Source organism: Streptomyces sp. Y7, assembly GCF_043195415.1.
Taxonomy (GTDB): Bacteria; Actinomycetota; Actinomycetes; order Streptomycetales; family Streptomycetaceae; genus Streptomyces.
Window position 1 is genome coordinate 54,727 of record NZ_JBIDDQ010000016.1, and the last position, 24,977, is coordinate 79,703.

A 24,977-nucleotide genomic window follows, 5' to 3' on the forward strand; every position below is an offset into this window, starting at 1 on the left:
CCTGCGGTCAGGAGCTGGCGAGCGACAGCTTCACCGCGAAGCCGAGGAACAGCGCGCCGGCCGCCGAGGTCGCGCCCGCCGACAGGCGCTTGCGCCGGCGGAAGGCACTCGCAAGCCGGGTGCCGCTGAAGATCAGCGCGGTGAGGTACAGGAAGCTCGCGGCCTGGGCGAAGGCCCCGAGGACGACGAAGGACAGCGCCGGGTAGGCGTATCCGGGGTCGACGAACTGCACGAAGAAGGCGACGAAGAACAGGATCGCCTTGGGGTTGAGGAGACTGACGACGAAGGCACGGCGGAAGGGCCGCTCGTGGGTGCCGGCGTCCGAGGTCTCCTCGACGGCCTTCTCCCGCCGGGTCCGCCACATCGCCCACGCGGCCCGCAGCATCCCGATCGCCAGCCAGGTCAGATACCCGGCCCCGGCGTACTTCACGATCCCGAACAGCACGGCGTTCGCCTGCAGCAGCGAGGCGACTCCGGCGGCGGACAGCGTCATCAGCACGGTGTCCCCGCACCACACCCCGGCCGCGGCGGTGTAGCCGGCCCGCACGCCCCGGCGGGCGGCGACGGACAGCACGTAGAGCGAGTTGGGGCCGGGCAGCAGGACGATCAGGACGAGACCGGCCAGATAGGTGGGGAGATCGATGACACCGAACATGAGGGGGAGTGTCGCACGGGGCTCCGACATTCCGCCCAGGCGTCTCACGTCAGAAGACGTCCGACGGGACGTACGTCCCCCACACCTCCCGCAGCGCGTTGCACACCTCGCCCACGGTCGCCCTGGCCCGTAGCGCCTCCTTCATCGGGTACAGGACGTTGTCCTCGCCCTCGGCGGCCTTCCGCAGGGCGGTCAGGGCCGCCTCCACCGCCCGCCCGTCGCGCTCGGCGCGCAGGCGCGCGAGGCGCTCGGCCTGCCGGGCCTCGATGGCGGGGTCGACCCGGAGGGGCTCATAGGGCTCCTCCTCGTCCAGCTGGAAGCGGTTGACCCCGACGACCACCCGCTCGCCGGAGTCGGTCTCCTGGGCGATCCGGTACGCGCTGCGCTCGATCTCGCCCTTCTGGAAGCCGTGCTCGATGGCCGCGACCGCGCCGCCGAGGTCCTCGACCCGCCGCATCAGATCCACGGCCGCCCGCTCCACGTCGTCCGTCATCCGCTCGACGGCGTAGGAGCCGGCGAACGGGTCGACGGTCGCCGTCACATCGGTCTCGTGGGCCAGCACCTGCTGGGTGCGCAGGGCCAGGCGCGCCGACTTGTCCGTGGGCAGCGCGATGGCCTCGTCGAAGGAGTTCGTGTGCAGGGACTGGGTGCCGCCGAGGACCGCCGCGAGGCCCTGCACCGCCACCCGCACCAGGTTCACCTCCGGCTGCTGGGCCGTGAGCTGCACACCGGCGGTCTGGGTGTGGAAGCGCAGCATCAGGGACTTCGGGTCACGCGCGCCGAACTCGTCGCGCATCACCCGCGCCCAGATACGGCGGGCGGCACGGAACTTGGCGACCTCCTCCAGGATCGTCGTACGGGCCACGAAGAAGAAGGACAGCCGCGGTGCGAAGTCGTCGACGTCCATGCCGGCCGCGACGGCGGTGCGCACGTACTCGATGCCGTCCGCGAGCGTGAAGGCGATCTCCTGCGCCGGGCTCGCCCCGGCCTCGGCCATGTGGTAGCCGGAGATCGAGATCGTGTTCCACTTCGGGATCTCGGCCCTGCAGTACTTGAAGATGTCGGCGATCAGCCGCAGGGACGGCTTCGGCGGGAAGATGTACGTGCCGCGTGCGATGTACTCCTTCAGCACGTCGTTCTGGATCGTGCCGGTCAGCCGGTCCGCCGTGACGCCCTGCTCCTCCGCGACCAGCTGGTACAGCAGGAGCAGCAGCGCGGCCGGCGCGTTGATCGTCATCGACGTCGACACCTTGTCCAGCGGGATCCCGCCGAACAGCACCCGCATGTCGTCGATCGAGTCGATGGCCACACCCACCTTGCCGACCTCGCCGTGCGCGATCGGGGCGTCGGAGTCGTGACCCATCTGGGTGGGCAGGTCGAAGGCGACCGACAGGCCCATCGTGCCGTGCGCGATCAGGTCGCGGTAGCGGGCGTTGGACTCCGTCGCCGTGCCGAAGCCGGCGTACTGGCGCATGGTCCAGGGGCGGCCGGTGTACATCGTGGGGTACACGCCGCGGGTGTAGGGGTACGAGCCCGGCTCGCCCAGCTGTTCGGCCGGGTCCCAGCCGGTCAGCGCGCCCGGCCCGTAGACCGGCTCGATGGGCAGTCCCGACTCCGACTCGCGCGCCATGGTGTGCCTCCGCGTTGCAGTGTCCGTTCGCTGCCAGTACACCCCCACCGGGGCGGTGGCCTCCGGGTCCCACTCCGTCTCCCACCATGCCGCGTAGTTCGCGACCGGTCACGCGAGGGGAACATCTCGGGTGATGTCGAGCGGCCGGTCGGGGGGTCGCGATGAGACACAGGGGGGTCGGATGCGTATCAGGGGCATGGCGAGGATGCGTATCGGGGATACCGGGAAGGTGCGTACCAGACGTAGGGGCAGAACCACCGCGGTGCTGGCCGCGGGCGCCACACTCACCGTGCTCTGCGGCTGCACCGTGCAGGCATCCGACGACGGGCAGCGGCACTCGCCGGTGCACATAGAGCTGCCGAGCGGCACACCGTCCCCCAAGTCGGCGGCGCCCGACGACAAGCCGCCCTCGGCACCGGCGGCCGCGGCGCCCGTCGTGCTGTGGCGGCCGGGCGACACCGGCCGCGACGTGCGCGAACTCCAGGCACGGCTGCGGCAGGTGGCCTGGCTCTTCGACGGGCCGACCGGGACCTACGACGATCTCACCGAGCAGGCGGTCAAGGGCTTCCAGGGCAAGCGCGGGCTGCCCGAGACCGGCAGCACCGACCAGGTCACCTGGGAGCGGCTGGTGAGCATGACGCGCGAACCCGGCATGTGGGACCTGTATCTGATGGGCGGTCAGCCGGCCGACGAGCCGGACGCGCGGTGCCTGACCGGGCGGGTGCTGTGCATCAGCAAGTCGAGCCGCACGCTGCGCTGGATGATCGACGGGCACACGGTCGTGGAGGTACCGGTGCGGTTCGGCTCGCAGTACACGCCGACGCGGGAAGGCGTGTTCACCGTCTACTGGAAGTCACGGAACCATGTGTCGACGCTCTATGACTCCCCCATGCCGTACGCGATGTTCTTCAGCGGCGGCCAGGCGGTGCACTACTCGTCCGACTTCGCGGCCAGGGGGTACGCGGGAGCCTCGCACGGCTGTGTGAACGTGAGTGACGAGCGGGCCATCGCGCAGATGTTCACCGAGGTGCGCAACGGCGACAAGGTCGTCGTCCACTGGTGAGGCACGGAGGCGGAGTATGGGGCGCGGGCGGGACCGGGGGAACGTGTCCCGCCCGCGCCGATGCACGAGCCGTAGGTACGGGGGGAACCCCGGCTCTGTGCTAGGCCGATGACCAGTCGGCTCACTCAGTTCAGCGCCGTGGCGGCCGAAAATGTCACTCCTGCGCCGAAGAATTTTTCCGGGTTCACAAAACCGCAGGTCAGCGGCGTGCGCTCGGAGAGGCTCGGGCGTACGCCCTGCTCAGAGGGCGCGGACGGAGCCGGGCGTCGGGAGCGCGGGGGTGGCCGGCGGCAGGGGGCGGTCCGAGAGGAAGCCGGTCACGGCGGACGTGGTGCGCGCGGCGCCGGACCCGGGGCGGCCGTCGCGGTGACCACGGGAGTGGCCGTCGCCGCCGCGGTCCACCTCGTGACCTCTGCCGTTGCCCCTGCCCTTGTCGTGACCTCTGCCGCTGTCCTTGTCCTGGTCGTCGTCGCCCTTGCCGTGGCCCTTGTCGTCGCCCTCGTCCTCGCCCCCGTCGCGCGGGGAGCGGGTGCTCTCGCCGGCGCCGGCGAGGACGTTCTTGCAGTACTTCCACACACGGGCGGAACTGCCGGCGGCGCCCTCCAGGGTGCGGCGGCGGTCCACGGGCAGTGGCCTGCCGTCGCGTACGTCACGGCAGTAGGACGTGACGGCCTGCCACCAGCCGCCGGGCTTCGCCCCGCCCTTGGAGGCGGAGTCGTCACCCGCGGCCGGGCCGCCGGGGTCCACCGTGTGCTCGGGAGCGCCGGACACCGTCGGCGGCTCGGAGCCGCCGTCGGGCGTGGCCTCCTTGCCGCCACCGGTCGGCGGGGAGGGCGAGATGAGCGGGTGTTCCGTGGGTACGGGCGCGGAGACCGTGGCGGCCGGACGGGCCGGCTCGTCGCGGTCGAACGGCGTCGGCAGGACTCCGGTTCCGGCCGCGACCGCGACTCCACCGACCATGCCGACGGCCAGCGCGGCAGCGAGCCCGAGCCGCACCGGACGCGCCCAACGGGGGCGACGGACGGCGCGGGCCGGGCCGCCGAGCTGGACGAGCCCGACGTCGGCGGCCTCGGAAGCCGGCCGGCCGGGGCTGTCGCCGGCGGTCGCGGAGTCGGTGTCCCGGCGCTCGCGCGCCGCGCGGAAAGCGGCCAGCGCGGCGGCCTCTCCGGGGAGTTCGTCGCTGGTCAGCGGGGGTTCGGCGGTCATCGCCTCAAGCGTCTTGGCGAGGCGTTCGGCCTGGTCGCGGTCGGCCGCGTCGACAGCTTCGAGGGCCTCTCCGCGCAGCAGTCGCTCCGCCGTTTCGCGGTCCAGCCACCTGTACTGCTCGTCGGCCATCACACATCCTTCTGCGTCCGCGAGCGCGTATGCGTCACACTCGCGGACGTCACCGCACGGCCGCGCGGTTCTCGCTGGGGAGGCAGGGCGTCGAGCACCCCGGCCGATTCCGGATCGTCGCCGAGCAGCTCGGCGAGCCGCTTCAGGCCCCGGTGCGCGGCGGTCCGTACGGCGCCCGGACGCTTGCCGAGCGTCTCCGCGGCCGTCTTGGCGTCGAGTCCCACGACCACGCGGAGCACGACGGCCTCGGCCTGGTCCTGCGGCAGCCGCGCGATGAGGGAGAGAGTGCCGTCCGTGGCCAGGGCCTCCATGGCCTCGCCCGCCGTGTCGGACTCGGCGGCCTTCCCCGTCAGTTCCGTCTCGTCGCCGCCGATCGCGGGGCGGCGGCCGCGCATGCGTATGTGGTCGAGGGCGCGGTTGCGGGCTATCCGGGCCGCCCAGCCGCGGAACCGGTCCGCGTCCCCGCTGAACCGCTCCAGGTCACGCGCTATCTGCAACCACGACTCCGAGGCGACGTCCTCGGCGTCCGGCTCACCGACCAGCGTCCGCACGTACCCGAGCAGCCGCGGGTGCACGGAGCGGTACACAGTCCGGAACGCGGTCTCGTCCCCGTCCTGTGCCGCAAGCACCGCGGCGGTCAGCTCCGCGTCGTCCCCCAGCACTGGTGCGCGCCCTTCTGCGCCTGAGCCGGCGCCGCTCTCGCGGACCGGGTTCTCGCCGTTGTCGTTGGTCAACTGATGGTCGCGGTACCAAGACCGCTGGTCCTGCGGTGGCCTTGTCTCCTCCGCCGTCGGCGCGAAAGGCACGTTACGGCCTGAAACCGCTGCTCGTCCATGTCCGTACAACATGCAACTACCCGGGAATCCGCGAATGTGACGGCCCGGGTGTGACAGAAAACGCAGTCATGGCGCTGTAGAAGGTACGGGCCGCCGCGCGGCCCGTGCCGCGCGACGGCCGGGGCCTCTCCTGTGGGGGGTGGCGGCCCCGGCCGTTGCCTCGGTGCGTGTCCGAGGGTCATTTCTCCGGCCCCGGGGCAGCCGAGACGGCCCGGGACGGCCCGGGCCCTCACACTCGATCGGCCTCGCGGCCACGGACGGGCCATGGCCCAGGGCACTGAGCGGCCGGGTCAGTCCTTCTTCCCGGCACCCTTGCCGGCGTTCTCGTTCTCGTTCCCGGTGCGGCTCTGGCTGTTGCCGGCGGCGGGGCCGCCTTCGGCCTTGCCGGTCGGCTCGGCGGCCCTCCCGGTCGGCACGTTCTTCTCCTCCGCCAACTGCTCGGCGCAGTACGCATTCACCTTGTCCGCGCCGCCGGCCGCCGCGACGAGCCGTTGCCAGGCCGTCGCGTCCAGGGCCTTGCCGGTGTCCTTGACCTGGTCGTAGGCGCGGCACTTGGCCTCGGTGTCCTCGGCCGTGGCCGGATGGCCGGGCCCGGCCGAGCCGGCGCCCGACGGTTCCGCGGCCGGACGGTCGGGGGCGCTGCCGGCCGGAGCGGGCCTGCTGTTGTCACCGGCGGAGTCGTCCGAGAAGCCGGCCGTGCCGATCGCGGCGAACGCGGCACCGCCGAGGGTGAGGCTCGCGACGAACACGGAGAGCGTGGTCTTCACCGAGAAGGCGGGCCACCGGCGTTCGCGGGGCCGCCAGTCGTCACGGCGCCGGGTGCGGGCCCGGTGCACGCCCTCGTCCCGGGCGGCCCGGAACGCGGCCACCGCGCGCTGTTCGCCTTCGGCGTCCGGACGGTGCCCCCGCAACATGGCGGCGGAGAGGAGGGCTTCGAGGGCCGCGTCGTCGAACGCCGTGCCGGTGGCGGATCCGAAGCCGTTGCGGGGTTCGTGTCCGTGGCCGTGGCCGGATGCGATGCCGCCAGGGTGCGCACGCCGACGGCCCAGGGCCCCACCGCCGTTCTGCTGTTCACCCATGTCCGTTTTCCGTCCCTGTCCGACTCACTCGATCGACCTGCGGGGCGTGCGTGTCGCACACGTCCCGTCCGACCCCTCTGGCTCTTCGGCCCAGGCGGTCCCCAGGACCCCTGTGGCCTACGTAATCAATGTGACAGCTGTGACTTACGAGTCCGTAGAGCCTGTACGTACGTCAGGCCCCGTACGACTCACGCGCCCGTTCGTCGACCGGTCAGCGACGGCTGGTCGGCGGGACAGTCGCCCTGCCGCCGTCGTCACCCGCACTGTTCATTTCGATTCCCCCAGCGTCCGGGGGCCGTCATCCGTCACACCTTGAACGCCCAGCTGCTTGGCCAGACGCTTCAGCCCCCGGTACGCGGCCGTGCGGACCGCCCCCGGGCGTTTGCCCAGGACGCGTGCCGCGGCCGGGGCGTCGAGGCCGACGACCACCCGCAGCAGCACCGCCTCGGCCTGGTCCCGCGGCAGCCCGCCGACCAGCTCCAGGGCGCGCTCCGTGGAGATCGACTCCAGCGCCTGGTCGTGCGTGCTGTGCGTACCGGGCAGCTCCAGTACGTCCTGCTCCAGGGCCGACGCCCGGGGCCGTACCTTCTGCCGGCGCAGATGGTCCAGCGCCCGGTGCCGCGCGATGGTCGCGCTCCAGCCCCGGAACCCGGCCCCGTCGCCCTTGAAGCGCCCGAGGTCGCGGGCGATCTCCAGCCAGGCGTCGGACGCCACGTCCTCCGCGTCGTCCCCGACCAGCCCGCGCAGGAACCCGAGCAGTGCCGGCTGTACGAGCCGGTACGCGACCGCGAACGCCGCCTCGTCGCCTTCCTGGGCCCGCGCGACGGCCGCGCCCAATTCCCCGTCGTGCGCGCGCACGCGGCGGGGTTCTCCTCCCTGGCCCAAGAACTGTCCTCGTCCGTACCGGTTCGTGGCGAATCCGCGCCTCGCGGCGCGGCCACCCTTGCCCACGTCCCTCCACGCACAACAGCGCCCGAGCTCACGGAAGTGTCACAGGGCCCACCCACCGGCGGCCGGACTACAACCCTTGCGGCCCGTCGCGAGTCAGAGACGCCGTGGCGGGACAGGGGCCATCGCACAGCCATGTCACAGGGATGGCATACGATGCGGCGCACCCCCCATAAAGATCACTTAAGAGGATGTACACGTCATGGCCATCGCTGCCCCTTATCGTTCTCTTCGCGGCATATCTGCCGTAGTTGCCTTGCTCGCGATCGGTGCGGTGGGGTGTTCGGACGTCTCGGACGCCGTCGACAGCGCCAAGGACGGCGCCAAGAAGGTGGCCCGTCAGCGCTCGGTGTACTCGCTGGACATCGGGGACTGCTACAACCCGAACAGCAAGGGTGAGGGCACCGCCTACACGGTGGAGATCGTGCCCTGCGCCGAGGCGCACGCCGGCCAAGTCGCCGGTGAGTTCTCGATCACCGAGGGGAAGGCGTACCCCGGCGACGACGCGATCTCGGCGATCGCCGACGAGCGGTGCCCGGTCGAGGCGGGCAAGTTCGCCCCGGACACCTGGGCGCTGCCCAAGGGCGTCTCGATCTTCTACTACACCCCGACCGCGGAGAGCTGGGCGACGGGCGACCGTGCCGTCAGCTGCACCTACACCAAGGAGTCGGGCACCTTCAGCGGCGAGCTGAACCCCGACGCCAAGTCCCTGAAGCCGGAGCAGACCACCTACCTGACCGGTGCGAACGGCGTCTACGACGCCCTGTGGGCGACCCAGCCCGAGAAGGACACCGTCGAGGAGGACCTGCCCGGTTACAAGGCGCAGGCCAAGGCCGTCGCCGACGCCCTCGACACGCACCTCAAGGGCCTGAAGGGCATCGACGGCACCGAGGTCGGCAAGCTGCGCGACCAGCTGACGAAGACCGCCGCCTCCTGGCGGAAGGCCGCGAACGCCGGCGACGCCGACGCGTTCTACATCGCCTACGACGCCGCCTTCACCGGCATCGACCCGGGCAAGACGGTCGCCGCCCGCAAGGAGCTGAGCCTGGCCACCACCGTGCCGGCCGAGGACGCCGAGGTCTGGGCGGGCTGACGCCCGGCACCAAGCGGGGCCGGGTCCGTCAAGGGCCCGTCCCCGCGCGCTTTTTGACGGTAAATGACATTGTTCCCGCAAAACTCGCCCCGTGAGTGACAGATCCTGCCGTCTGTGCGCTGGCTGTATGTGCCACCTGTGTGACAGGTGATGCAGCCGTGACCATTTACTAGGGGTGGGACAGTTGAGTCCTCGCAGGACCCATGCGTACAAACCGCTCAGCCTCAAGAGACGTGCGTGGCTGACGGTGGGGGCCGTCGTACTGAGCGGCGCCGGCGTCGTGACGTATGCCATCGCGGAGCCGTCCGCGCCGGCCGACGCCAAGCCGGAGAACCGGGCACCGTCGATCCACACGCTGAAGCTCAAGGACCGCGGGTCGGGCCGCAAGGGCCTGGCCGAGCAGGACACCGACCGCTTCAGCGCGGTCGTGCTGACCTGGACCGACCCCGAGGCGAAGGCCAAGGGCACGCCCGAGGTGCGCACCCGGGACATCGAGACCGGCGAGTGGTCCGGCTGGCAGAAGGTCGCCGTCGAACCGGGCCAGGCGGACGGGGCGGAGGGCGAGCGCGCGGCCCTGCGCGGGGGCACCGAGTCGGTGTGGACCGGCGACTCCGACGGCATCGAGGTCCGGCTCGTGGGCGCCGACGGCACCGAGGCCGCCGGCCAGCCCGCCGGCATGGACGTCAAGCTGCTCGACCCGGGCACGGACCCCAAGGGCGGCATACGCCCCGCAGCGTTCGCCGCGGAGGAGACCACCGCCCCGGCGACGGACACCCCCGTCCCGACGGACACGCCCGTCCCGACGGAGACGGCCACCCCGACGGAGACGGCCACCCCCTCGGAGACGGCGACGCCCACCGCGACGGCCACGTCCACGGACACGCCGACGGCCACCGGGACGCCCACCGGGTCCGCGTCCCCGACCGCCTCCCCCACCCCCACGGTTCCCGCTCCCCGCCCTTCGACGGTCGTCAGGCCGCCCGTCATCACGCAGGCCGAGTGGGGCGCGTCCACGGACTACGACGGCACCCCGGAGTACGGCACCGAGATCAAGGCCGCCGTCGTCCACCACACCGGCGTCGACAGCGACAACAAGCTGTCCTGCGGCGAGTCCAGGGCCCGGATGCGCACGATCCAGCAGGAGCACTTCTCCCGCGGCTACTTCGACATCGGCTACAACTTCGTCGTCGACAGGTGCGGCCAGATCTTCGAGGGCCGCAGCGGCGGCATGGACCTGCCGGTGCGGGGTGCGCACGACGTCGGGTTCAACACCGACACCGTCGGCATCTCCTACATCGGCAACTTCGAGTCGGCCAGGCCCAGCCGCGCCGGGCTGGACGCCATCGCGCGGATCGTGGCCTGGAAGTTCGGCATGTACGGCATCGACCCGACCGGCAAGGTCACCCTGACGTCCGGCGTGGACCAGGGCGTCGACGGCAACAAGATCCCGATGGGACAGTCGGTCACCCTGCCGCGTGTCTTCGGCCACCGGGACACCAACTCCACGGCCTGCCCCGGCGCGAACCTCTACCCCAAGCTCACCCGGATCGCCCAGACCGCGAAGACCCCGGGCATCTCGCACGCCCTGGCCACCTCCGACGTCAACCGTGACGGCATCGCCGACCTGGTCGCCGGCACGCCCCGCGCGCTGAGCGGCGGCGGCACCCTCACCGTCGTCCCGGGCGGCCTCGACGGCCCGGTCCCCGCGGCCCGGCGGACCCTCACCCAGAACAGCACCGGCGTCCCCGGCTCCCACGAGTCCGGCGACAACTTCGGCGCCGCCACCGCATGGGGCGACGTCAACGGCGACGGCTACGCCGACCTCGCGATCGGCACGCCCGGCGAGGACGACACCAGCGGCCACGCCGACCGGGGCCAGGTCGTCGTCATGTACGGCCCGGCCCTGAACACCGGCTTCTCGTACACCACGTCGGGCAGCGTCACCGCCACCGGCGCCAAGCTCGGCTCGACGGTCGCCGTCGGCGACTTCAACGGCGACGGCAAGGCGGACGTGTTCGCGGCCGGCACCGGCCGGGGCGGCAACTGGAACGCGCGGCTGACCGGCGGCGCGACCGCCTCGGGCACGCTCACCACGGCGACCGGCGCCGTCGCCTACCTGGACGCCGCGACCGGCGACTTCAACCGGGACGGCTACGGCGACGTCGCCCTCAACTACCGCGACACCGGCGGCATCGGCCGTGTGGTCCGGTTCGCGGGCTCGGCGACCGGTCTGACCAAGGCCGGCGTGATCTCCGTCAAGGGCGGCCGTTCCCTCGCCGCGGGCGACGTCAACGGCAACGGCTACGACGACATCGTCATCGGGCAGCCCGTCGCGTCGGAGTCGGGCGGCCTCTCGGGAGGCCAGATCACCATGGTCCCCGGCACCTCGACCGGCTTCACCACGACCGGCATGACGACGATCCACCAGGACACCGCGAACGTCGCCGGCGGCAACGAGTCCGGCGACCTGTTCGGCGCCTCCGTCTCGGTCGGCGACTACAACGCCGACGGTTACGCCGACGCCCTGGCCGGCGTCCCCGGCGAGGACTTCCCGCGCGGCGGCGTGAACCAGTCCAACGCCGGTGACGTGCTGCTGGCCAAGGGCACCTCGACCGGCCTGACCGGCACCGGCTCGATCCGCGTCTCGCAGGACACGACCGGCGTCGCCGGCACGGCGGAGAGCGGCGACCTGTTCGGCTCCGCCGTCTCGCTGACGGACCTCTCGGGCTACGGGCGGGCGGACCTGACGCTCGGCGCCGAGGGCGAGGACGGCACGGACGGCATCGTGCTGTACCTCCCGAGCAACAGCACGGGGCTCGGCTACACCGAGGCCGTCATCCACAGCAAGACGGCTCTGGGCACCCCGACGGACGCCCATCTTGGCCAGACGCTGACCCCGTAGCGGCACCGGAGAAACCGTCCGAACCGGCCGGGACCCCGCCCATTCACGGGGTCCCGGCCGGTTCGTGTCCGGTCCGGCCGCCTACCGCCGCGTGGCGTCCCGGCACAGCAGCCGCAGCGACCCGTCGCCCGCGAAGCACCGCCGCGCCTCGTCGACCGGGTCCCACATCCGCCCGTCGGGCGTCCGGATCCAGTGGTCCCCGCCGGTCGTCCACCACTCGGCGCCGGTCTGACGGGCGATCACCTCACCGGCGTACGCGCCGAACCCGCGCAGTGTGTTCTCCACGGCGGCGTACGGCGTGCCCTCGCTGCGCAGGCTCTCGATCATCCGGTCGACCCGCCACAGGCTCTGCTCCGAGTAGTCGAGTCGCAGCCGCGCTCCCTCACGCATCGTCGCCACCGCGTCCGCCGCCCACCGCACCGGCTTGGTCGCGGCTGCGGGCCTGGTCTCCGCTTGAGTCGTCACATCCTTCAGAGCGTGTTCGACCTGCGATTCGTCACCCGGATCCGCCGGATTCCCCGGACCGGCGCAGGACCGCCCCACCTCGCTCCGAAGACAGTCACAGGACTCCCCCAGGAATCAGGTTTGGCCGGGAGTGACGCTTCGCCGCTCCCGTGCGCTCCAGTCACTGATGAGCATGTACTTCCATCTGCGCGCGGTACCGCCCCCGGCACTGCGCAACAGCGCCCCCTGGTTCCAGCGTCTGTTCGAGGACGACTGGGACACCGTCCGGGAGCGGATCGGCCGCCATCGCGAGGAGGTGCTCGACAAGCTGTACGGCGACGTCGAACTCCTCTACTGCGGCGTCCCCCCGAACCACGCATCGGAAGGCCCCCGCACCAACGTGGTGCTCGGCGGCCGCCCGGTCTTCCACAACGATCCGGCCCTGCCGCCGTTCCTGCTGCTCACCGCGTCACAGGTGGGCGGGGTCGCCGGATACCTCAAGAGAGCCGACTTCGACGGCCTGTGGCGCGACGCGCGCCCGCAACTGCTGCGGCCGTACGACGTGTCGGAGGCGGAGCCCGAGGTGCGCGGCATGTTCGCGGCGACGCACCGCGACCTGACCGATTTCTACGAGCAGACCGCCGAGTACGGGGACGCAGTGGTGAAGTGGCTGATGATCTGAGAGCGCCGGGGCGGCCGGCCGGTCAGCCGCGCCCCCTGGCCCGCCGCGACACGACGGCACGCAGCACCCGCCGCCCCTCGGTCGACACCTCCAGGGCCCGGCGCAGACCGCCGGCACCGTGTCCGGCGAGGAGCTCCAGGACGCTGACCTGACGGCGCAGTTCGGCGGCCACCAGCGGCGACATGCCCTCCGGCCGGCTCGCGCCGGGCGCCCCGCCCGCCCGTACGGAGTCCAGGGCCTCGGTCGGGACGTCGGCGGAGGCGCTGTCGCCCTCGGCCGGGTCGAGCAGCCGGTGTATCTGAAGGGAGGCGACGGAGCAGGCGTCGGCCCAGATCCGCGCCTCGGCGGCGGACCGTACGGCGGGGGCGGCGGCCAGCATCCGCCGGGCGAGCAGCGCGGCCTCGTCCTCGAGGTCCGTGTCGTCCACGACCTCCGCGACGCCCAGCTTCCCGCGCACCTGCTCCAGCAACTCGCCCCACTCGGCGGGGTCCCCGCCGCTCGCCAGGTTCGCCCACAGCGGCCGCAGCGCCTCGTCGTCCCCGCCGAGCAGCGGCACGCATCGATCCAAACAAGCCAACCCGCTGGCGGCCAGTCCGCGTTCGTCGGCCTGAGCGATCAGTTCCACCAGGCTCATCCACGCCTCCCATAGCGGGTCGGTTAAGAGGGTCGGGGTCCCCGCACAGGCCCCTGGCAGGCACCGTCCCTAACGGAGCCCGCACCTCCCCTTACTGCGTGCGACGACCCGGGAGTGTCACAGCGGCACGACGCCGAGCCGGTCGAGCAGCCGGAAGAACAGGTTTTCGGCCAAGGGATCCGCCTCGGCGGTGAGTACGTCGACCACCGACTCGGCGTTCACCTCGTGCCCGGCCTCGGCGGCCCAGGCGACGGCCCGTTCGGCGGCGTCGGGGGGTTCGAGGAAGTAGTCCTCCAGCGTGAGCCCCTCGTCCGAGGCGCCGATGTAGCCGGCCATCGCGGCCCGCGCGAGGCAGGTCGTCCACGCTCCGCTCTCCGGCGCCGCCGCCTCCACGGCCACCGTCGCGCTGTCCATGACGTAGCCGAAGAGCGCGGGCGCCCCGGTCTCACGGGCGAGGTCGTTCATGTTGCCGACCTCGCCGTCCCCGCTCGGGTACTCCCACACCTGCCAGCCGTCCGGCGCCTCGGCGCGTAACGCCATCCCCTCGGCGCCGGCCAGCGCGTCCAGCTCCGCCAGCGGCCGCGCCCCGCGGCCCACGACGAAGTACCCCCAGTAGCCCATCCCGGTTCCCCCTGGCTGATCGGTTCGGCTCGGGCCGAATACACCACAGTCGTACAGGGGTTCGCAGGCATATGGGCCAATCCGGCTCAGTCCAGCCGGTTCGCGAGCGCCCTGAACTCGGCCCAGGTCAATGAGGGCTTACCCGGGTCCCAGAGCTTCTGCACCGTCGCCCGCAGCGGCATCCGGATCCCGGCCGCCACCTGGGCCTGCGTCTGGGAGTTCGCCAGGTCGCACCAGACCGCGAAGGACCCGCCGAGGATCTGGGGGTCGTACTTGGCCGGCACCGCCGTCGTCCCCCGCAGGACCCGGGGCGTCCACTGCGCGTAGATCCGCTCACCGGTCGGGTAGACGAAGGTCTGCGGCTCTCCGAGCACGTAGTAGAGGAACTCGTCGTTGTAGTTGATGACCTTCCGTCCGGCCTGCAGGTACACCAGCGGCTCGCGGGCCCCGATCTCCTTGCCCGTCCAGTACGCCACCTGGATCACCTTGTCCGGCTGGACGGAGGTGTCGCGGAAGAAGCCGTCGTTCCACGCCCGCGGGGTGCGGTCATGGGCGCGGACGGTGTCGGAGCGGTCGTTGAGCCAGCCGGTGGCGAGGTCGGCGACGGTGCCGCCGGAGCCGTAGGCCTCCCGGGCGGCCGAGGCCAGCTGCGGGTAGGACGCCTCGGGATCGGAGACGACCAGCGCCTGGTACTCGTCGCCGCCGAGGTGCCACTGGTCGCCGGGGAAGAGGCCGGCGTACTCGTTCAGCAGGTCGTCGACGATCTCGGCGGACTCGGGCTTGGAGATGTCGATGGCGCCCCGGGTCGCGGCCCCGTTCACATTGCGCAGCTGGAGGTCGGGGTGCGCGGCGATGACCGCTCCCAGATGTCCCGGCGAGTCGATCTCGGGCACGATCTGGATGTGCCGGCTCTGGGCCAGCTTGACGATCTTCCGGACCTGCGCCTTCGTCAGGTGCTGCTGGGACACGATCTCGGGATGCGACGTGGACTCGATGCGGAAGCCCTGGTCGTCGGAGAAGTGCAGGCCCAGCTGGTTGTACTTCAGGTCGCCCAGCTCGCGCACCCGGTCCTCGATCCAGCCCGCGGTGAAGTACTTGCGGGCGATGTCGAGCATGAACCCGCGCACCGGCTTGGCGGGCTCGTCGCGCACGACGCCCTCCGGCGCCGTACCGCCGTCGTGCACCTCCTGCTTCAGCGTCCGGGTCCCGTAGAAGACCCCGGCCTCTGCGGGCCCGCTGATCGCGACGCGCCCGCCGCGCACGGTCATCGTGTACGACTCCGCGTTCGCGCCCTCGTCGTCGTTGAGCGCCAGCCGTACGTCCCCGGCGCGCACGTCGTTCTTCTGCCCGGCGTACGTCAGCCCCAGCTCACCGGCGATGAGCCGCCCCTCGTCGGCGAGCTCCGCGTCGCTCACGACGACCCGCTTGTCGTCGGCGGGGCGCCAGCCCGGCCCGCGGGCCGCCGTGTGGGAGCGCACGGCCGGGATCGTCTGGGGCGCTTTGGAGAGCGGATACGACCGGGTCGGCGACGGCGTCGGGGCGGCCGCGGCTCCGGAGTCGGCGGCCTCGGAGGTCCCCGGCGCCGACCGCCCCTGTTCGGATCCGGCCGATCCTCCGTCGCCGCCCGATGCCAGGAGGCCGAGGCTCACTCCGGCCGCGACCGTCACGACCACCACCGCGACGATCAGGACCCATGTCTGCTTCAGCGCCCTCTTGGCCGGAGCCCGGCGCCTGTGCTTGTGCTGACTCACGGCGCCAACCTAGGGCCTGTGAAGATCCACAGCCGTCCACCACACGTTCCGAAACTCTCCCGTTCGGCTGAAATTCGGGCATCCGTCGGACACCTCATGCCCACACTCGGTAACGTGGCGCCACTCCTCCCCCAAATTCCCCTGCCGAAACCCACGTGACGCCCACACACCTCCCCGGCCGAGTGGCCATACCGTCGCTGCCCGAGCAGACGCGCACTCCACCGTCCCCGTACGCGCTGGAGCGCTTCAACACCACACCCGTCGACGAGGTCCGGCAGACCCTCCTGACCTGCCTGAACAGCCGTCGCTGGGCCGACCGCATCGCGGACCACCGCCCCTACCCCGACACCGGCTCCCTGCTGGCCGCGTCCGACGAGGCGGCGTACGACCTGACGCCGCGGGACCTGGCACAGGCACTGGCGGGGGAAACGTTGCCTGTCCTGCCGGAGGACGCCTACTCGGCGGCTCATACGGCACTGAGCGCCGCATCCGCCGCGTATGAGGCTAAATTCGGGCATGCCTTCATTATCTGCCTCGACGGCCTGTCGCAAGCGGAGACGCTGGACCATGTTTTGGCAGGCATTCGATCACGATTGGCAAACGATCCCGAGGAAGAACGGGTCGTTGCGGCAGAGGAACTACGGCGCCTGGCAAAGGGCCGGTTGGTCAACGCCCTGAGGGGCGCGGGGCACGGCGCGACAAGCCACAACGGCGCCGCACCCGGGATCAGCCCGCACATCCCACCCCATTAGCCGCCAATACCCCATCCGCGTGCCACTTTGATCACATACCCCGGCCCGCCGTAAGCGCCGCAGGCAACCGTCGCTACGATGCTGGGGGCCGGTGGACCGTACCCGGCCGGGCCCGACCGACAGCACAAGCCGGCGCGGCCCCAATCCCCGCTCCCGGAGGAACTTCCGTGCCGGCTGGAACGCTGTACCGCGGCCGGGAAGGAATGTGGTCCTGGGTGGCTCACCGAGTCACCGGCGTCCTCATTTTCTTCTTCCTGTTCGTTCACGTGCTGGACACCGCCCTCGTCCGTGTCTCCCCAGAGGACTACGACAAGGTCGTAGCCACGTACAAGACGCCGATCGTCGCGCTGCTGGAGTACGGCCTCGTCGCCGCCATCCTGTTCCACGCGCTCAACGGCCTGCGTGTCATCGCCGTCGACTTCTGGTCGAAGGGCGCGCGCTACCAGAAGCAGATGCTCTGGTCCGTCGTCGGCCTCTGGCTGGTGCTGATGCTCGGGGCGATCTACCCCGTCCTCGGCCACGCCGCTCAGGAACTGTTCGGGAGCTGACGCGCATGTCCACCACTGAGAAGACCGCCACCGGTATCGGCCCGGTCGAGGGCGAGGCCCTCTACAACGTCGACAACCCGGCCCCGTACATCGAGGCCCCGCGCAAGCGCACGAAGAAGACCCCGAAGTCCACCCGGGGCAACTTCGAGATGGCCGCCTGGCTGTTCATGCGCCTGTCCGGCGTCGTCCTGGTCGTCCTGGTCATCGGCCACCTGCTGATCCAGCTCGTGCTGGACGGCGGCGTCTCCAAGATCGGCTTCGCCTTCGTGGCCGGCCGCTGGGCGTCCCCGTTCTGGCAGGTCTGGGACCTGCTGATGCTGTGGCTCGCCATGCTGCACGGCGCCAACGGCCTGCGCACGGTCATCAACGACTACGCGGAGCGCGCGAACACCCGGCTGTGGCTCAAGGGCCTGCTCTACACCGCCACGGTGTTCACCATTCTGCTGGGCACGCTGGTGATCTTCACCTTCGACCCGAACATCCGCTAGGCACGGGGCTGAGGCAACCACCATGAAGATCCACAAGTACGACACCGTCATCGTCGGCGCCGGTGGCGCGGGCATGCGCGCGGCCATCGAGTCCACGAAGCGCAGCCGCACCGCCGTGCTGACCAAGCTCTACCCCACCCGCTCCCACACGGGCGCCGCGCAGGGCGGCATGGCCGCGGCGCTGGCCAACGTGGAGGAGGACAACTGGGAGTGGCACACCTTCGACACGGTCAAGGGCGGTGACTACCTGGTCGACCAGGACGCCGCCGAGATCCTGGCGAAGGAGGCCATCGACTCCGTCCTCGACCTGGAGAAGATGGGCCTGCCGTTCAACCGCACCCCGAACGGCACCATCGACCAGCGCCGCTTCGGCGGTCACAGCCGCAACCACGGCGAGGCGCCGGTGCGCCGGTCCTGCTACGCGGCGGACCGCACCGGCCACATGATCCTCCAGACGCTGTACCAGAACTGCGTCAAGGAGGGCGTGGAGTTCTTCAACGAGTTCTACGTCCTGGACCAGCTGATCACCGAGGTCGACGGCGTCAAGAAGTCCGCCGGTGTGGTCGCCTACGAACTGGCGACCGGCGAGATCCACGTCTTCCAGGCCAAGGCCGTGATCTACGCGTCCGGCGGCACCGGCAAGTTCTTCAAGGTGACGTCGAACGCGCACACGCTGACCGGCGACGGCCAGGCGGCGGTCTACCGTCGCGGCCTGCCGCTGGAGGACATGGAGTTCTTCCAGTTCCACCCGACCGGCATCTGGCGCATGGGCATCCTGCTGACGGAGGGCGCCCGTGGTGAGGGCGGCATCCTCCGCAACAAGGACGGCGAGCGCTTCATGGAGAAGTACGCGCCGGTCATGAAGGACCTCGCGTCCCGTGACGTCGTCTCGCGCTCCATCTACACGGAGATCCGTGAGGGCCGCGGCTGCGGTCCCGAGGGCGACCACGTCTACCTCGACCTCACCCACCTCCCGCCGGAGCAGCTGGACGCGAAGCTCCCGGACATCACCGAGTTCGCGCGCACCTACCTGGGCATCGAGCCGTACACGGACCCGATCCCGATCCAGCCCACCGCGCACTACGCCATGGGCGGCATCCCGACGAACGTCGAGGGTGAGGTCCTTCTCGACAACACCACGGTGGTCCCGGGCCTGTACGCGGCCGGCGAGGTCGCCTGCGTCTCGGTCCACGGCGCGAACCGCCTCGGCACGAACTCCCTGCTGGACATCAACGTGTTCGGCCGCCGTGCGGGTATCGCCGCCGCCGAGTACAGCCAGAAGGCGGACTACGTCGAGCTGCCGGAGAACCCGGCGGAGCTCGTGGTCGACCAGGTGGAGAAGCTGCGTTCGTCCACCGGCACCGAGCGGGTGGCCACCCTCCGCAAGGAGCTGCAGGAGACCATGGACGCCAACGTCATGGTGTTCCGTACGGAGCAGACGATCAAGACGGCGGTCGAGAAGATCGCGGAGCTGCGCGAGCGCTACAAGAACGTCGCGATCCAGGACAAGGGCAAGCGGTTCAACACCGACCTCCTCGAGGCGATCGAGCTGGGCAACCTGCTCGACCTGGCCGAGGTCATGGCCGTGTCCGCCCTGGCCCGCAAGGAGTCCCGCGGCGGTCACTACCGCGAGGACTACCCGAACCGCGACGACGTCAACTTCATGCGCCACACCATGGCGTACCGCGAGGTGGGCGACGACGGCACGGAGTCCATTCGTCTCGACTACAAGCCGGTCGTCCAGACCCGCTACCAGCCGATGGAGCGTAAGTACTGATGGCAACCCCCGTTATGGACAAGGTCGAGGCGGAGTCCGCGGCCTCCCCGTACATCACGGTCACGTTCCGGGTCCGCCGTTTCAACCCGGAAGTCTCCGCAGAGGCTGTGTGGGAAGACTTCGAGCTGGAGATCGACCCCAAGGAGCGTGTCCTCGACGGCCTCCACAAGATCAAGTGGGACATCGACGGCACGCTGACGTTCCGTCGCTCGTGCGCCCACGGCATCTGCGGCTCGGACGCGATGAGGATCAACGGCAAGAACCGTCTTGCCTGCAAGACCCTCATCAAGGACATCAACCCCGAGAAGCCGATCACGGTCGAGCCCATCAAGGGCCTGACGGTCCTGAAGGACCTCGTGGTCGACATGGAGCCGTTCTTCCAGGCGTACCGGGACGTCATGCCCTTCCTCATCACGAAGGACACGAACGAGCCGACGCGCGAGCGCTTCCAGACCGCGGAGGACCGCGAGCGCTTCGACGACACGACGAAGTGCATCCTGTGCGCCGCCTGCACCTCCTCGTGCCCGGTGTTCTGGAACGACGGCCAGTACTTCGGCCCGGCCGCCATCGTCAACGCGCACCGCTTCATCTTCGACTCGCGTGACGAGGCGGGTGAGCAGCGCCTGGAGATCCTGAACGACAAGGACGGCGTCTGGCGCTGCCGCACGACCTTCAACTGCACGGACGCCTGCCCGCGCGGCATCGAGGTCACGAAGGCGATCGCCGAGGTGAAGAAGGCCTTGATCACCCGCCGCTTCTGACCCTCCCAGGTCCACATCAGGGCCCTGTTCCCACCACTTCGGGAACGGGGCCCTCTGGTGTTTTTGGCCGGTTTTCGACATCTACCGAATGAGTTCCTCCGCCTGTCACACTCCGGGCACATTGCCCAGATGTGGGGGGACGGTTCATGGAGAAGAGCAATGAGCCGCTCATAGGTCCGGCAGTTCCGTACCCGCTCGGCTATGCAGAAGCCTCGGTCGCCACACAGACGGTGGCGGCGCCTCTGCTGGCGGGGGCGTCCCTGACCCTGCTCGGCGTGATCGTCGTGGACGCCGGCGATTTTCGGTGGCCAGGGCTCACCCTGCTGATCGTCGTGACTGCTTCGATCGCGCTGATCGCGAGCATGCAGATCGGCGCAGATGCCCGGCAGTACTTGTACAACCAGGAAACGATCAACGCCTGGTACACGGATGATCAGCAGAGGCACAGCAGGGCGTTGCGGCGACGAACCGAACACTTCATCCAGTGGAAAGTACGCAACCGCCGTGCCGTGATCGTCTTCAACACCGGCACCATGCTGCTCATCCTTGCCGTGTCGACCGCTCTGGTTCCTCCTCACGACGACCAGGCCATCTGGCGCTGGATCGCCGCCGGACTCGCGCTGGCCAGCGCGGCAGTCGAGGCATGGTGGGTCTACCGACTGTTCCACAAAACCTTCGAGGTATCGCCGGAGAAGCCCAAGTCGCTTGATGGAGGTATGAGTTGATCGCCTACGAGCTGACACTTCCTGGACAACCACCCGGCTGGAGCGCCTGTAGGCACCTCCCGTGCGAGGCCGAGTTCCAGATCCACGTCGGCCACCTCGACACTGGCGCCTTGGACGCCGCACTGCAGCAGGGGGAGATCGGATTGAGGGCGTACATCCACCGTTCTGGGGCCGGCAACGTGCCGCACGTCCAAGGATGCCCGCTCAGGTGTATGCCCCCGGACCTGCTCGCCCTCGGCACCGACGAGGAGATCCTCTCCTACCGAGACCAGATCCGGGCCATCCTGGACGACTGCTAGGTCTCCGCCCCTCGTTCACCATCAGCGGTCTCCCCTCCGGGCGTGCGCCTCGTCCGACCCCGGTTCCTGGCATGGTCATATCGGCCCGCGGGATGCCCGCTCCTGGCGAATAGGTCCGACACCTGTGAGAACAACGCCTTCTCGCTCTTGCCGTCCGCGGGCAGCGGATAGTGCAGAGCATCAAGCAGATCGAAGCGATGCAGGTCGTACACGATGTGCATCAGGCCCGAGTACGTCTGTGCAGCAGTCACAGCACCCTTGTAGGCGACAGCGGCCAGGAGCAGCGCGGCACCACACAGCCACCATGCAGACGGCTCGTCGTACAGGGCTGTGACGCCAGTGACACCGAGGGCCAGGAAGGACCAGCAGAGGTTCACGGCGGTGTCGAGCACGGCGCGGGCGGAACCGAGTGCCTCGGCCATACGGTCGGACACTTGAAGGTAGATGCGCGGCCACGAGGTCAGCGTCGTCAGGCCGTACCGCTCCCCCGCACTGATCTCCCCGGCCCGCAGAGCATTACCCAGCGCGGTGGGCAGCAGAACATCGGACGGAGGGTGGGCGGCGAGGCGACGGCGGGCATCGGCCCGCATCCTCAGGCCCCGTTCGCCACCCGCCGACTCGTGCGTACGCCTTCGAAGAGCTTGCCACCGCTTGCGCTGCGCACGGGCCAACAGCCCCGCCAGCCTGGCGGTGAGGGGCCATCGGTCCCAGTACCCCTCCAGGGCGCGAACCGCACGTACCTGAAACGGCTGCAGCAGCAGGCCCAGGAGTGATGCGCAGACCACGACCGCGGTGACCGCGCCAAGCGCCTCGGCAGGACGTTGCGGGCAGACGACTTCCCAGTCGCTCCGCCCCGAAAAGCTCCCCGCCCGCACCAACGCGAGCACCCCGGTGACGAACAGCGCGCACGGCGCGAAGTGCACCGACAGCACCCGTCGCACGAAGCCCGCCCTCCCCATACGCCCCTAAGCGGTGTTCAGTATGGGGCTCCGTGTCCACGGGACGGCGAAGAGGTCGGGCTTCACCTGCGATATGCGACGGTCGGCTACAGCTGGCTCAGGATCGTAGGGTCCGTGATCTTCGTGTCGGCGGCCAGCAGCATCGCCTTGCTCAGGATCACCCCCAGCATCCGATCCCCCTCGTAGGGGAGGTAACCCGGCTGCGGCGTCGCCGGGTTGGACTTGGGGACTATGCAGACGTACTGGTCGTTCGGGGTTCTGAGGATGTTGCCCGAGCCGAGGTGGATCTTGTACGTGTGGCGGTCGCCCTTCACGTGCAGGAAGCGGCCCTCGATCGTGCAGCGGTCGGCGATGGCCAGTCGCGGGACGAGGCGTTCGAGCAGGGCCCGGCGGGTCTCGGCGCTCGCACCCAGTTCGCCGAAGCCGTACGACGTCCAGTACTCACGGAAGCGGCCGTCGGGGCCCCCGTCCTGCCAGGTCGGGTCGTTGCCGACGCTCGCCACGCCGACGAACAGGTCGACGTCGCGCAGGACTTCGGACAGGACCAGGGGCGGGACGTCGGAAAGGGGCACCGGGTCGACCGGGGTCGTGTCGCCGCGCAGCCACATGCGGTACTCACCGCCGCAGCAGTGCGCCGAGTTCTGCGGCGCGTCGATCGGGTAGAAACGGACCTGGTCGGTGCGCAGGCGCAGGAAGCTGCCGGAATCGGTGATGTCCTCGTAGTGCTCGCCGTCGTCCCCGGTGATCCAGTACTCGGCGCGCAGCCCCCACCGCGGCAGCTCCCGGACGGCCGGCGGCGCCTCGTCGTCGACGGCCAGGCGCAGCTTGTTGTGCCAGCCCCGGATCGCCGCGAGGGAGTGGAACTGGTGCTGGCGAAGGAAGTGCGCCGCGAAGCGGTTGGAGTACGTGCCCGTCGCCCGCTCGGCGTCGGTCAGCAGGTACACCTCGCGGTGGGCCTGCTTGAACGGCTGGGTGATGCCGTGCCGCTCCAGCCAGTCCCGCCAGGCGACGACCTCGGCGGGCTCATGGCCGACCGGATGCCAGAGTGCGACCCGGGAGCCCTCGGTCACCGGTGCGTCGGCCAGGGTCCGCGGCTCGCCGTCGGCGAACCCGACGGTCGTGTCGTCGACCGTCCAGAGCAGCCGGCGGGCGAGCGTGCCGACGAGGGGGTGATCGAGGTAGCGCTCGCGCCAGGCGGCGTACGGCCAGGTCCGACGCGAGAGGAACTGGCGGTCCAGGCGCTCGCTCTGCGCCGCGAGCATCCTGTCGATGTCCTTGACCGCGGCCTTCAGCTCCTTGAGCTCGTCGGCGTGGTCACGTCGTACGGCGGCGGGGACGCTCCTGACCGCCTTGCCGGCCGCGTTGCGCCAGCTCAACACCGCTTTGCTGCCGTGGACTTCGAGCAGCGCCGTGACCTCGCCGAACCGGTGCTCGGCACGGCCCGCCCCGGTCAGGCCGTACCCCGGTACGGCCAGTTCCTCGATCTCCTCCCGGCTCAGGCCCCTCGCCTCCGCGCGGGCGTCCAGCGCGGTGTTGAGGACCTTGAGCGTGCCCTTGAAGGTGACACGGGTGGCCAGACGGGCGAGTTCGGCGAGGGCCGGCTCGTCGTCGATGCGGCCCAGCGCGATGACCGCGGCGTTGGCGACCTTGGGGTTCACCGGTCCTAGGCCCGCGACCTTGCGCAGCGCGGTCTCGACGAGGGCGCCCAGGGTGCGGGCGGTCTCGGGGTGCGCGGGCAGCAGGGAGAGCAGCCAGGTGAGGCCGCGCAGCGCGTCGGCGTTGTACGGGTCGAAGGTGGCGTTGGGATTCGGGCCGTAGCGCGGTTCGAGCAGGAGGCCGGTGCGCGGCCTGCCCGCGAGCCGCAGCCAGGACAGCAGCCGCTCGCGCACCTCGTCGGCGTCGAGGGCCGCGATCAGGACCCGGCCGGTCCTGTCCCACTTCGCGGACGGGCGGGTGCTGGTCGCGGTGGCCGCGTGGGTGAGCAGGCGCCGCCAGTCCTCGCCGAGTTCGGCCGCCTCGGCGAGGGCCCGGTCGGACCATGCCTCGCCCGGGTTCACCGGAGGTCCGTCGAGCCGGGCGACCAGGTCACCCAGGCGCTTCCTGCCGTTCCACACGGTCAGATACGAGCGGCGGATCACGGCGACGAACGCGTCGGGCAGCGCCCGTCCGTCGGCGAACTCCTGATCGGCGAGCCGGATCAGCCCGCTCGGGTCGTGGTGCACGTCCTGCTCGGCGAGCAGGCCGATCAGCACGGCGCGTGTGGCGGGCGGCTGCCCCTCGGCGGCGGCCCGCATCATCCGGAAGCTGTTGAGCAGGTCCACGATGTGGCGGCGCCCGACCGTGCCGTGCTCCAGCTCGTGGTACCGGGCGGCCAGGCCGTGCAGGAGCCGCGCCTGGAAGGCGGTGTCGGCGGCGTAGACCGCTTCGGCGACCTGGTGGCCGTCCCGGCGCCACTTGCCGTCGGTCAACTCGAAGAGCCCGAGCAGTTCGGGGACGAGCCCTTCGGCGTCCTCGGCCTCGATCAGGGCGAGGGCCTCGCCGACCCGCTGGGCGTGCTCCGGCGTCAGGGCGACCATCAGCCACCCACCAGTGCGACGAGCTTGAGAAAGGTGATCTCGGTGCCGAGCGGGAGCTCGATCTCCTCGTCGGGATCGGTGATCTGACGGCCCCCCACGAGGACGAGGAAGCCGTTGCCCGCGAAGCCCTTCAGCGCCAGCTCGGTCTGCGCCTCGGGATCGATGCGGCGGGCCGTGCGCATCGCGTAGCCGTTCAGCACGCGCTCGGCGTCGCGCGGCTGCACCAGGCCCTGGAAGACCTCCGGCGTGCGCGCGTTGTACTCGGCGACCTCCTGGAACACCCGGCGCCGGATCAGCTCACGCACCGTGAGCCGCTCCTCGGCGATCTCCAGCCCCCAGCCGTCGCCACGGCTTCCGCTTGTCGTCTCGTCGACGAACGTCACGATTCCCATGCCGCCGACAGTACGAGCCGGCACTGA

At 70.6% G+C, this 24,977-nt stretch carries 24 protein-coding genes; 11 read left to right on the forward strand and 13 right to left on the reverse strand.

Annotated features, from left to right (window positions below; translation table 11 throughout):
* Positions 1–7 precede the first annotated feature (7 nt).
* Positions 8–655 (reverse strand): leucine efflux protein LeuE, encoded by a 648-nt coding sequence (gene leuE / locus ACGFW6_RS30485; RefSeq protein ID WP_393516828.1) that lies wholly within the window; start codon positions 653–655, stop codon positions 8–10.
* A 49-nt stretch (positions 656–704) separates the two neighbouring features.
* Complete coding sequence (locus ACGFW6_RS30490) at positions 705–2,285, reverse strand: methylmalonyl-CoA mutase (protein ID WP_393516831.1); 1,581 nt, start codon at positions 2,283–2,285, stop codon at positions 705–707.
* A 205-nt stretch (positions 2,286–2,490) separates the two neighbouring features.
* Here ACGFW6_RS30490 and ACGFW6_RS30495 point away from each other — a divergent pair, with 205 nt between their 5' ends.
* Complete coding sequence (locus tag ACGFW6_RS30495; protein ID WP_393516834.1) at positions 2,491–3,348, forward strand: L,D-transpeptidase family protein; 858 nt, start codon at positions 2,491–2,493, stop codon at positions 3,346–3,348.
* Positions 3,349–3,588: 240 nt separating this feature from the next.
* Here ACGFW6_RS30495 and ACGFW6_RS30500 read toward each other — a convergent pair whose 3' ends face one another.
* From ACGFW6_RS30500 to ACGFW6_RS30515, 4 genes are all read right to left on the reverse strand, one after another.
* Positions 3,589–4,683: a hypothetical protein gene (locus ACGFW6_RS30500; protein ID WP_393516837.1), complete on the reverse strand. Its 1,095-nt coding sequence runs from the start codon at positions 4,681–4,683 to the stop codon at positions 3,589–3,591.
* Positions 4,683–5,345, reverse strand: a complete 663-nt coding sequence (locus ACGFW6_RS30505; protein ID WP_393517111.1) for an RNA polymerase sigma factor — start codon at positions 5,343–5,345, stop codon at positions 4,683–4,685. The genes ACGFW6_RS30500 and ACGFW6_RS30505 overlap by 1 nt, the downstream gene beginning before the upstream one ends.
* 464 nt (positions 5,346–5,809) lie before the next feature.
* Positions 5,810–6,598: a hypothetical protein gene (locus tag ACGFW6_RS30510; protein ID WP_393516840.1), complete on the reverse strand. Its 789-nt coding sequence runs from the start codon at positions 6,596–6,598 to the stop codon at positions 5,810–5,812.
* A gap of 267 nt (positions 6,599–6,865) precedes the next feature.
* Entirely contained in the window at positions 6,866–7,483 is a 618-nt protein-coding gene (locus ACGFW6_RS30515; protein WP_393516843.1) for an RNA polymerase sigma factor, read from the reverse strand.
* A gap of 265 nt (positions 7,484–7,748) precedes the next feature.
* Between ACGFW6_RS30515 and ACGFW6_RS30520 the strand changes: the two genes are divergently transcribed.
* Entirely contained in the window at positions 7,749–8,639 is an 891-nt protein-coding gene (locus ACGFW6_RS30520) for a septum formation family protein (RefSeq protein ID WP_393516846.1), read from the forward strand.
* A 184-nt stretch (positions 8,640–8,823) separates the two neighbouring features.
* Positions 8,824–11,541, forward strand: coding sequence for an N-acetylmuramoyl-L-alanine amidase (locus ACGFW6_RS30525; protein ID WP_393516849.1), 2,718 nt, complete (start codon positions 8,824–8,826; stop codon positions 11,539–11,541).
* Between the two features lie 81 nt (positions 11,542–11,622).
* Here the strand turns inward: ACGFW6_RS30525 and ACGFW6_RS30530 are convergent, their stop codons facing one another.
* Positions 11,623–12,006 (reverse strand): hypothetical protein, encoded by a 384-nt coding sequence (locus tag ACGFW6_RS30530; RefSeq protein WP_393516852.1) that lies wholly within the window; start codon positions 12,004–12,006, stop codon positions 11,623–11,625.
* Positions 12,007–12,172: 166 nt separating this feature from the next.
* Here ACGFW6_RS30530 and ACGFW6_RS30535 point away from each other — a divergent pair, with 166 nt between their 5' ends.
* On the forward strand, positions 12,173–12,667 hold the full coding sequence (locus ACGFW6_RS30535; RefSeq protein ID WP_393516855.1) for a DUF1877 family protein: 495 nt from the start codon (positions 12,173–12,175) through the stop codon (positions 12,665–12,667).
* Positions 12,668–12,689: 22 nt separating this feature from the next.
* On the opposite strand, the gene ACGFW6_RS30540 is transcribed toward ACGFW6_RS30535, so the two are convergent.
* The 3 genes from ACGFW6_RS30540 to ACGFW6_RS30550 form a co-directional block, all read right to left on the reverse strand.
* Positions 12,690–13,301, reverse strand: coding sequence for a hypothetical protein (locus ACGFW6_RS30540; protein WP_393516858.1), 612 nt, complete (start codon positions 13,299–13,301; stop codon positions 12,690–12,692).
* 117 nt (positions 13,302–13,418) lie between these two features.
* Positions 13,419–13,922 carry a hypothetical protein gene (locus tag ACGFW6_RS30545; protein ID WP_393516861.1) on the reverse strand — a complete coding sequence of 168 codons (504 nt, stop codon included), beginning with the start codon at positions 13,920–13,922 and terminating at the stop codon, positions 13,419–13,421.
* 86 nt (positions 13,923–14,008) lie between these two features.
* On the reverse strand, positions 14,009–15,628 hold the full coding sequence (locus ACGFW6_RS30550) for a glycoside hydrolase family 20 protein (protein WP_393517114.1): 1,620 nt from the start codon (positions 15,626–15,628) through the stop codon (positions 14,009–14,011).
* Positions 15,629–15,828: 200 nt separating this feature from the next.
* Between ACGFW6_RS30550 and ACGFW6_RS30555 the strand changes: the two genes are divergently transcribed.
* The 7 genes from ACGFW6_RS30555 to ACGFW6_RS30585 all read left to right on the forward strand — a co-directional run bounded on the left by ACGFW6_RS30555 (position 15,829) and on the right by ACGFW6_RS30585 (position 21,023).
* Positions 15,829–16,425: a 2-oxo-4-hydroxy-4-carboxy-5-ureidoimidazoline decarboxylase gene (locus ACGFW6_RS30555; protein ID WP_393516864.1), complete on the forward strand. Its 597-nt coding sequence runs from the start codon at positions 15,829–15,831 to the stop codon at positions 16,423–16,425.
* Positions 16,426–16,592: 167 nt separating this feature from the next.
* On the forward strand, positions 16,593–16,973 hold the full coding sequence (gene sdhC / locus ACGFW6_RS30560; protein ID WP_380853109.1) for a succinate dehydrogenase, cytochrome b556 subunit: 381 nt from the start codon (positions 16,593–16,595) through the stop codon (positions 16,971–16,973).
* Positions 16,974–16,978: 5 nt separating this feature from the next.
* A complete protein-coding gene (locus ACGFW6_RS30565) occupies positions 16,979–17,461 on the forward strand; it encodes a succinate dehydrogenase hydrophobic membrane anchor subunit (protein WP_393516868.1) in 483 nt (160 codons plus the stop codon).
* 22 nt (positions 17,462–17,483) lie between these two features.
* Complete coding sequence (gene sdhA / locus ACGFW6_RS30570; RefSeq protein WP_393516871.1) at positions 17,484–19,238, forward strand: succinate dehydrogenase flavoprotein subunit; 1,755 nt, start codon at positions 17,484–17,486, stop codon at positions 19,236–19,238.
* Positions 19,238–19,999, forward strand: coding sequence for a succinate dehydrogenase iron-sulfur subunit (locus tag ACGFW6_RS30575; RefSeq protein ID WP_393516874.1), 762 nt, complete (start codon positions 19,238–19,240; stop codon positions 19,997–19,999). Before sdhA ends, ACGFW6_RS30575 begins: the two co-directional genes overlap by 1 nt.
* Positions 20,000–20,145: 146 nt before the next feature.
* On the forward strand, positions 20,146–20,724 hold the full coding sequence (locus ACGFW6_RS30580; RefSeq protein WP_393516876.1) for a hypothetical protein: 579 nt from the start codon (positions 20,146–20,148) through the stop codon (positions 20,722–20,724).
* A gap of 110 nt (positions 20,725–20,834) precedes the next feature.
* Entirely contained in the window at positions 20,835–21,023 is a 189-nt protein-coding gene (locus ACGFW6_RS30585; RefSeq protein ID WP_393516879.1) for a hypothetical protein, read from the forward strand.
* Here the strand turns inward: ACGFW6_RS30585 and ACGFW6_RS30590 are convergent.
* The 3 genes from ACGFW6_RS30590 to ACGFW6_RS30600 form a co-directional block, all read right to left on the reverse strand.
* Positions 21,020–21,964: a hypothetical protein gene (locus ACGFW6_RS30590; RefSeq protein WP_393516882.1), complete on the reverse strand. Its 945-nt coding sequence runs from the start codon at positions 21,962–21,964 to the stop codon at positions 21,020–21,022. The two genes, ACGFW6_RS30585 and ACGFW6_RS30590, sit on opposite strands and share 4 nt — an antisense overlap.
* Before the next feature lie 104 nt (positions 21,965–22,068).
* Complete coding sequence (locus ACGFW6_RS30595; RefSeq protein ID WP_393516885.1) at positions 22,069–24,558, reverse strand: DUF4132 domain-containing protein; 2,490 nt, start codon at positions 24,556–24,558, stop codon at positions 22,069–22,071.
* A complete protein-coding gene (locus tag ACGFW6_RS30600) occupies positions 24,558–24,950 on the reverse strand; it encodes a hypothetical protein (protein WP_393516888.1) in 393 nt (130 codons plus the stop codon). The genes ACGFW6_RS30595 and ACGFW6_RS30600 overlap by 1 nt, the downstream gene beginning before the upstream one ends.
* Positions 24,951–24,977 lie beyond the last annotated feature (27 nt).

Excerpts from the sequence above, each read along its gene's own strand:
- leuE (WP_393516828.1), bottom strand. The coding sequence starts at position 655 with ATGTTCGGTGTCATCGATCTCCCCACCTATCTGGCCGGTCTCGTCCTG.
- ACGFW6_RS30490 (WP_393516831.1), bottom strand. The coding sequence starts at position 2,285 with ATGGCGCGCGAGTCGGAGTCGGGACTGCCCATCGAGCCGGTCTACGGG.
- ACGFW6_RS30495 (WP_393516834.1), top strand. The coding sequence starts at position 2,491 with ATGCGTATCGGGGATACCGGGAAGGTGCGTACCAGACGTAGGGGCAGA.
- ACGFW6_RS30500 (WP_393516837.1), bottom strand. The coding sequence starts at position 4,683 with ATGGCCGACGAGCAGTACAGGTGGCTGGACCGCGAAACGGCGGAGCGA.
- ACGFW6_RS30510 (WP_393516840.1), bottom strand. The coding sequence starts at position 6,598 with ATGGGTGAACAGCAGAACGGCGGTGGGGCCCTGGGCCGTCGGCGTGCG.
- ACGFW6_RS30520 (WP_393516846.1), top strand. The coding sequence starts at position 7,749 with ATGGCCATCGCTGCCCCTTATCGTTCTCTTCGCGGCATATCTGCCGTA.
- ACGFW6_RS30535 (WP_393516855.1), top strand. The coding sequence starts at position 12,173 with ATGAGCATGTACTTCCATCTGCGCGCGGTACCGCCCCCGGCACTGCGC.
- ACGFW6_RS30540 (WP_393516858.1), bottom strand. The coding sequence starts at position 13,301 with ATGAGCCTGGTGGAACTGATCGCTCAGGCCGACGAACGCGGACTGGCC.
- ACGFW6_RS30545 (WP_393516861.1), bottom strand. The coding sequence starts at position 13,922 with ATGGGCTACTGGGGGTACTTCGTCGTGGGCCGCGGGGCGCGGCCGCTG.
- ACGFW6_RS30565 (WP_393516868.1), top strand. The coding sequence starts at position 16,979 with ATGTCCACCACTGAGAAGACCGCCACCGGTATCGGCCCGGTCGAGGGC.
- sdhA (WP_393516871.1), top strand. The coding sequence starts at position 17,484 with ATGAAGATCCACAAGTACGACACCGTCATCGTCGGCGCCGGTGGCGCG.
- ACGFW6_RS30575 (WP_393516874.1), top strand. The coding sequence starts at position 19,238 with ATGGCAACCCCCGTTATGGACAAGGTCGAGGCGGAGTCCGCGGCCTCC.
- ACGFW6_RS30580 (WP_393516876.1), top strand. The coding sequence starts at position 20,146 with ATGGAGAAGAGCAATGAGCCGCTCATAGGTCCGGCAGTTCCGTACCCG.
- ACGFW6_RS30595 (WP_393516885.1), bottom strand. The coding sequence starts at position 24,558 with ATGGTCGCCCTGACGCCGGAGCACGCCCAGCGGGTCGGCGAGGCCCTC.
- ACGFW6_RS30600 (WP_393516888.1), bottom strand. The coding sequence starts at position 24,950 with ATGGGAATCGTGACGTTCGTCGACGAGACGACAAGCGGAAGCCGTGGC.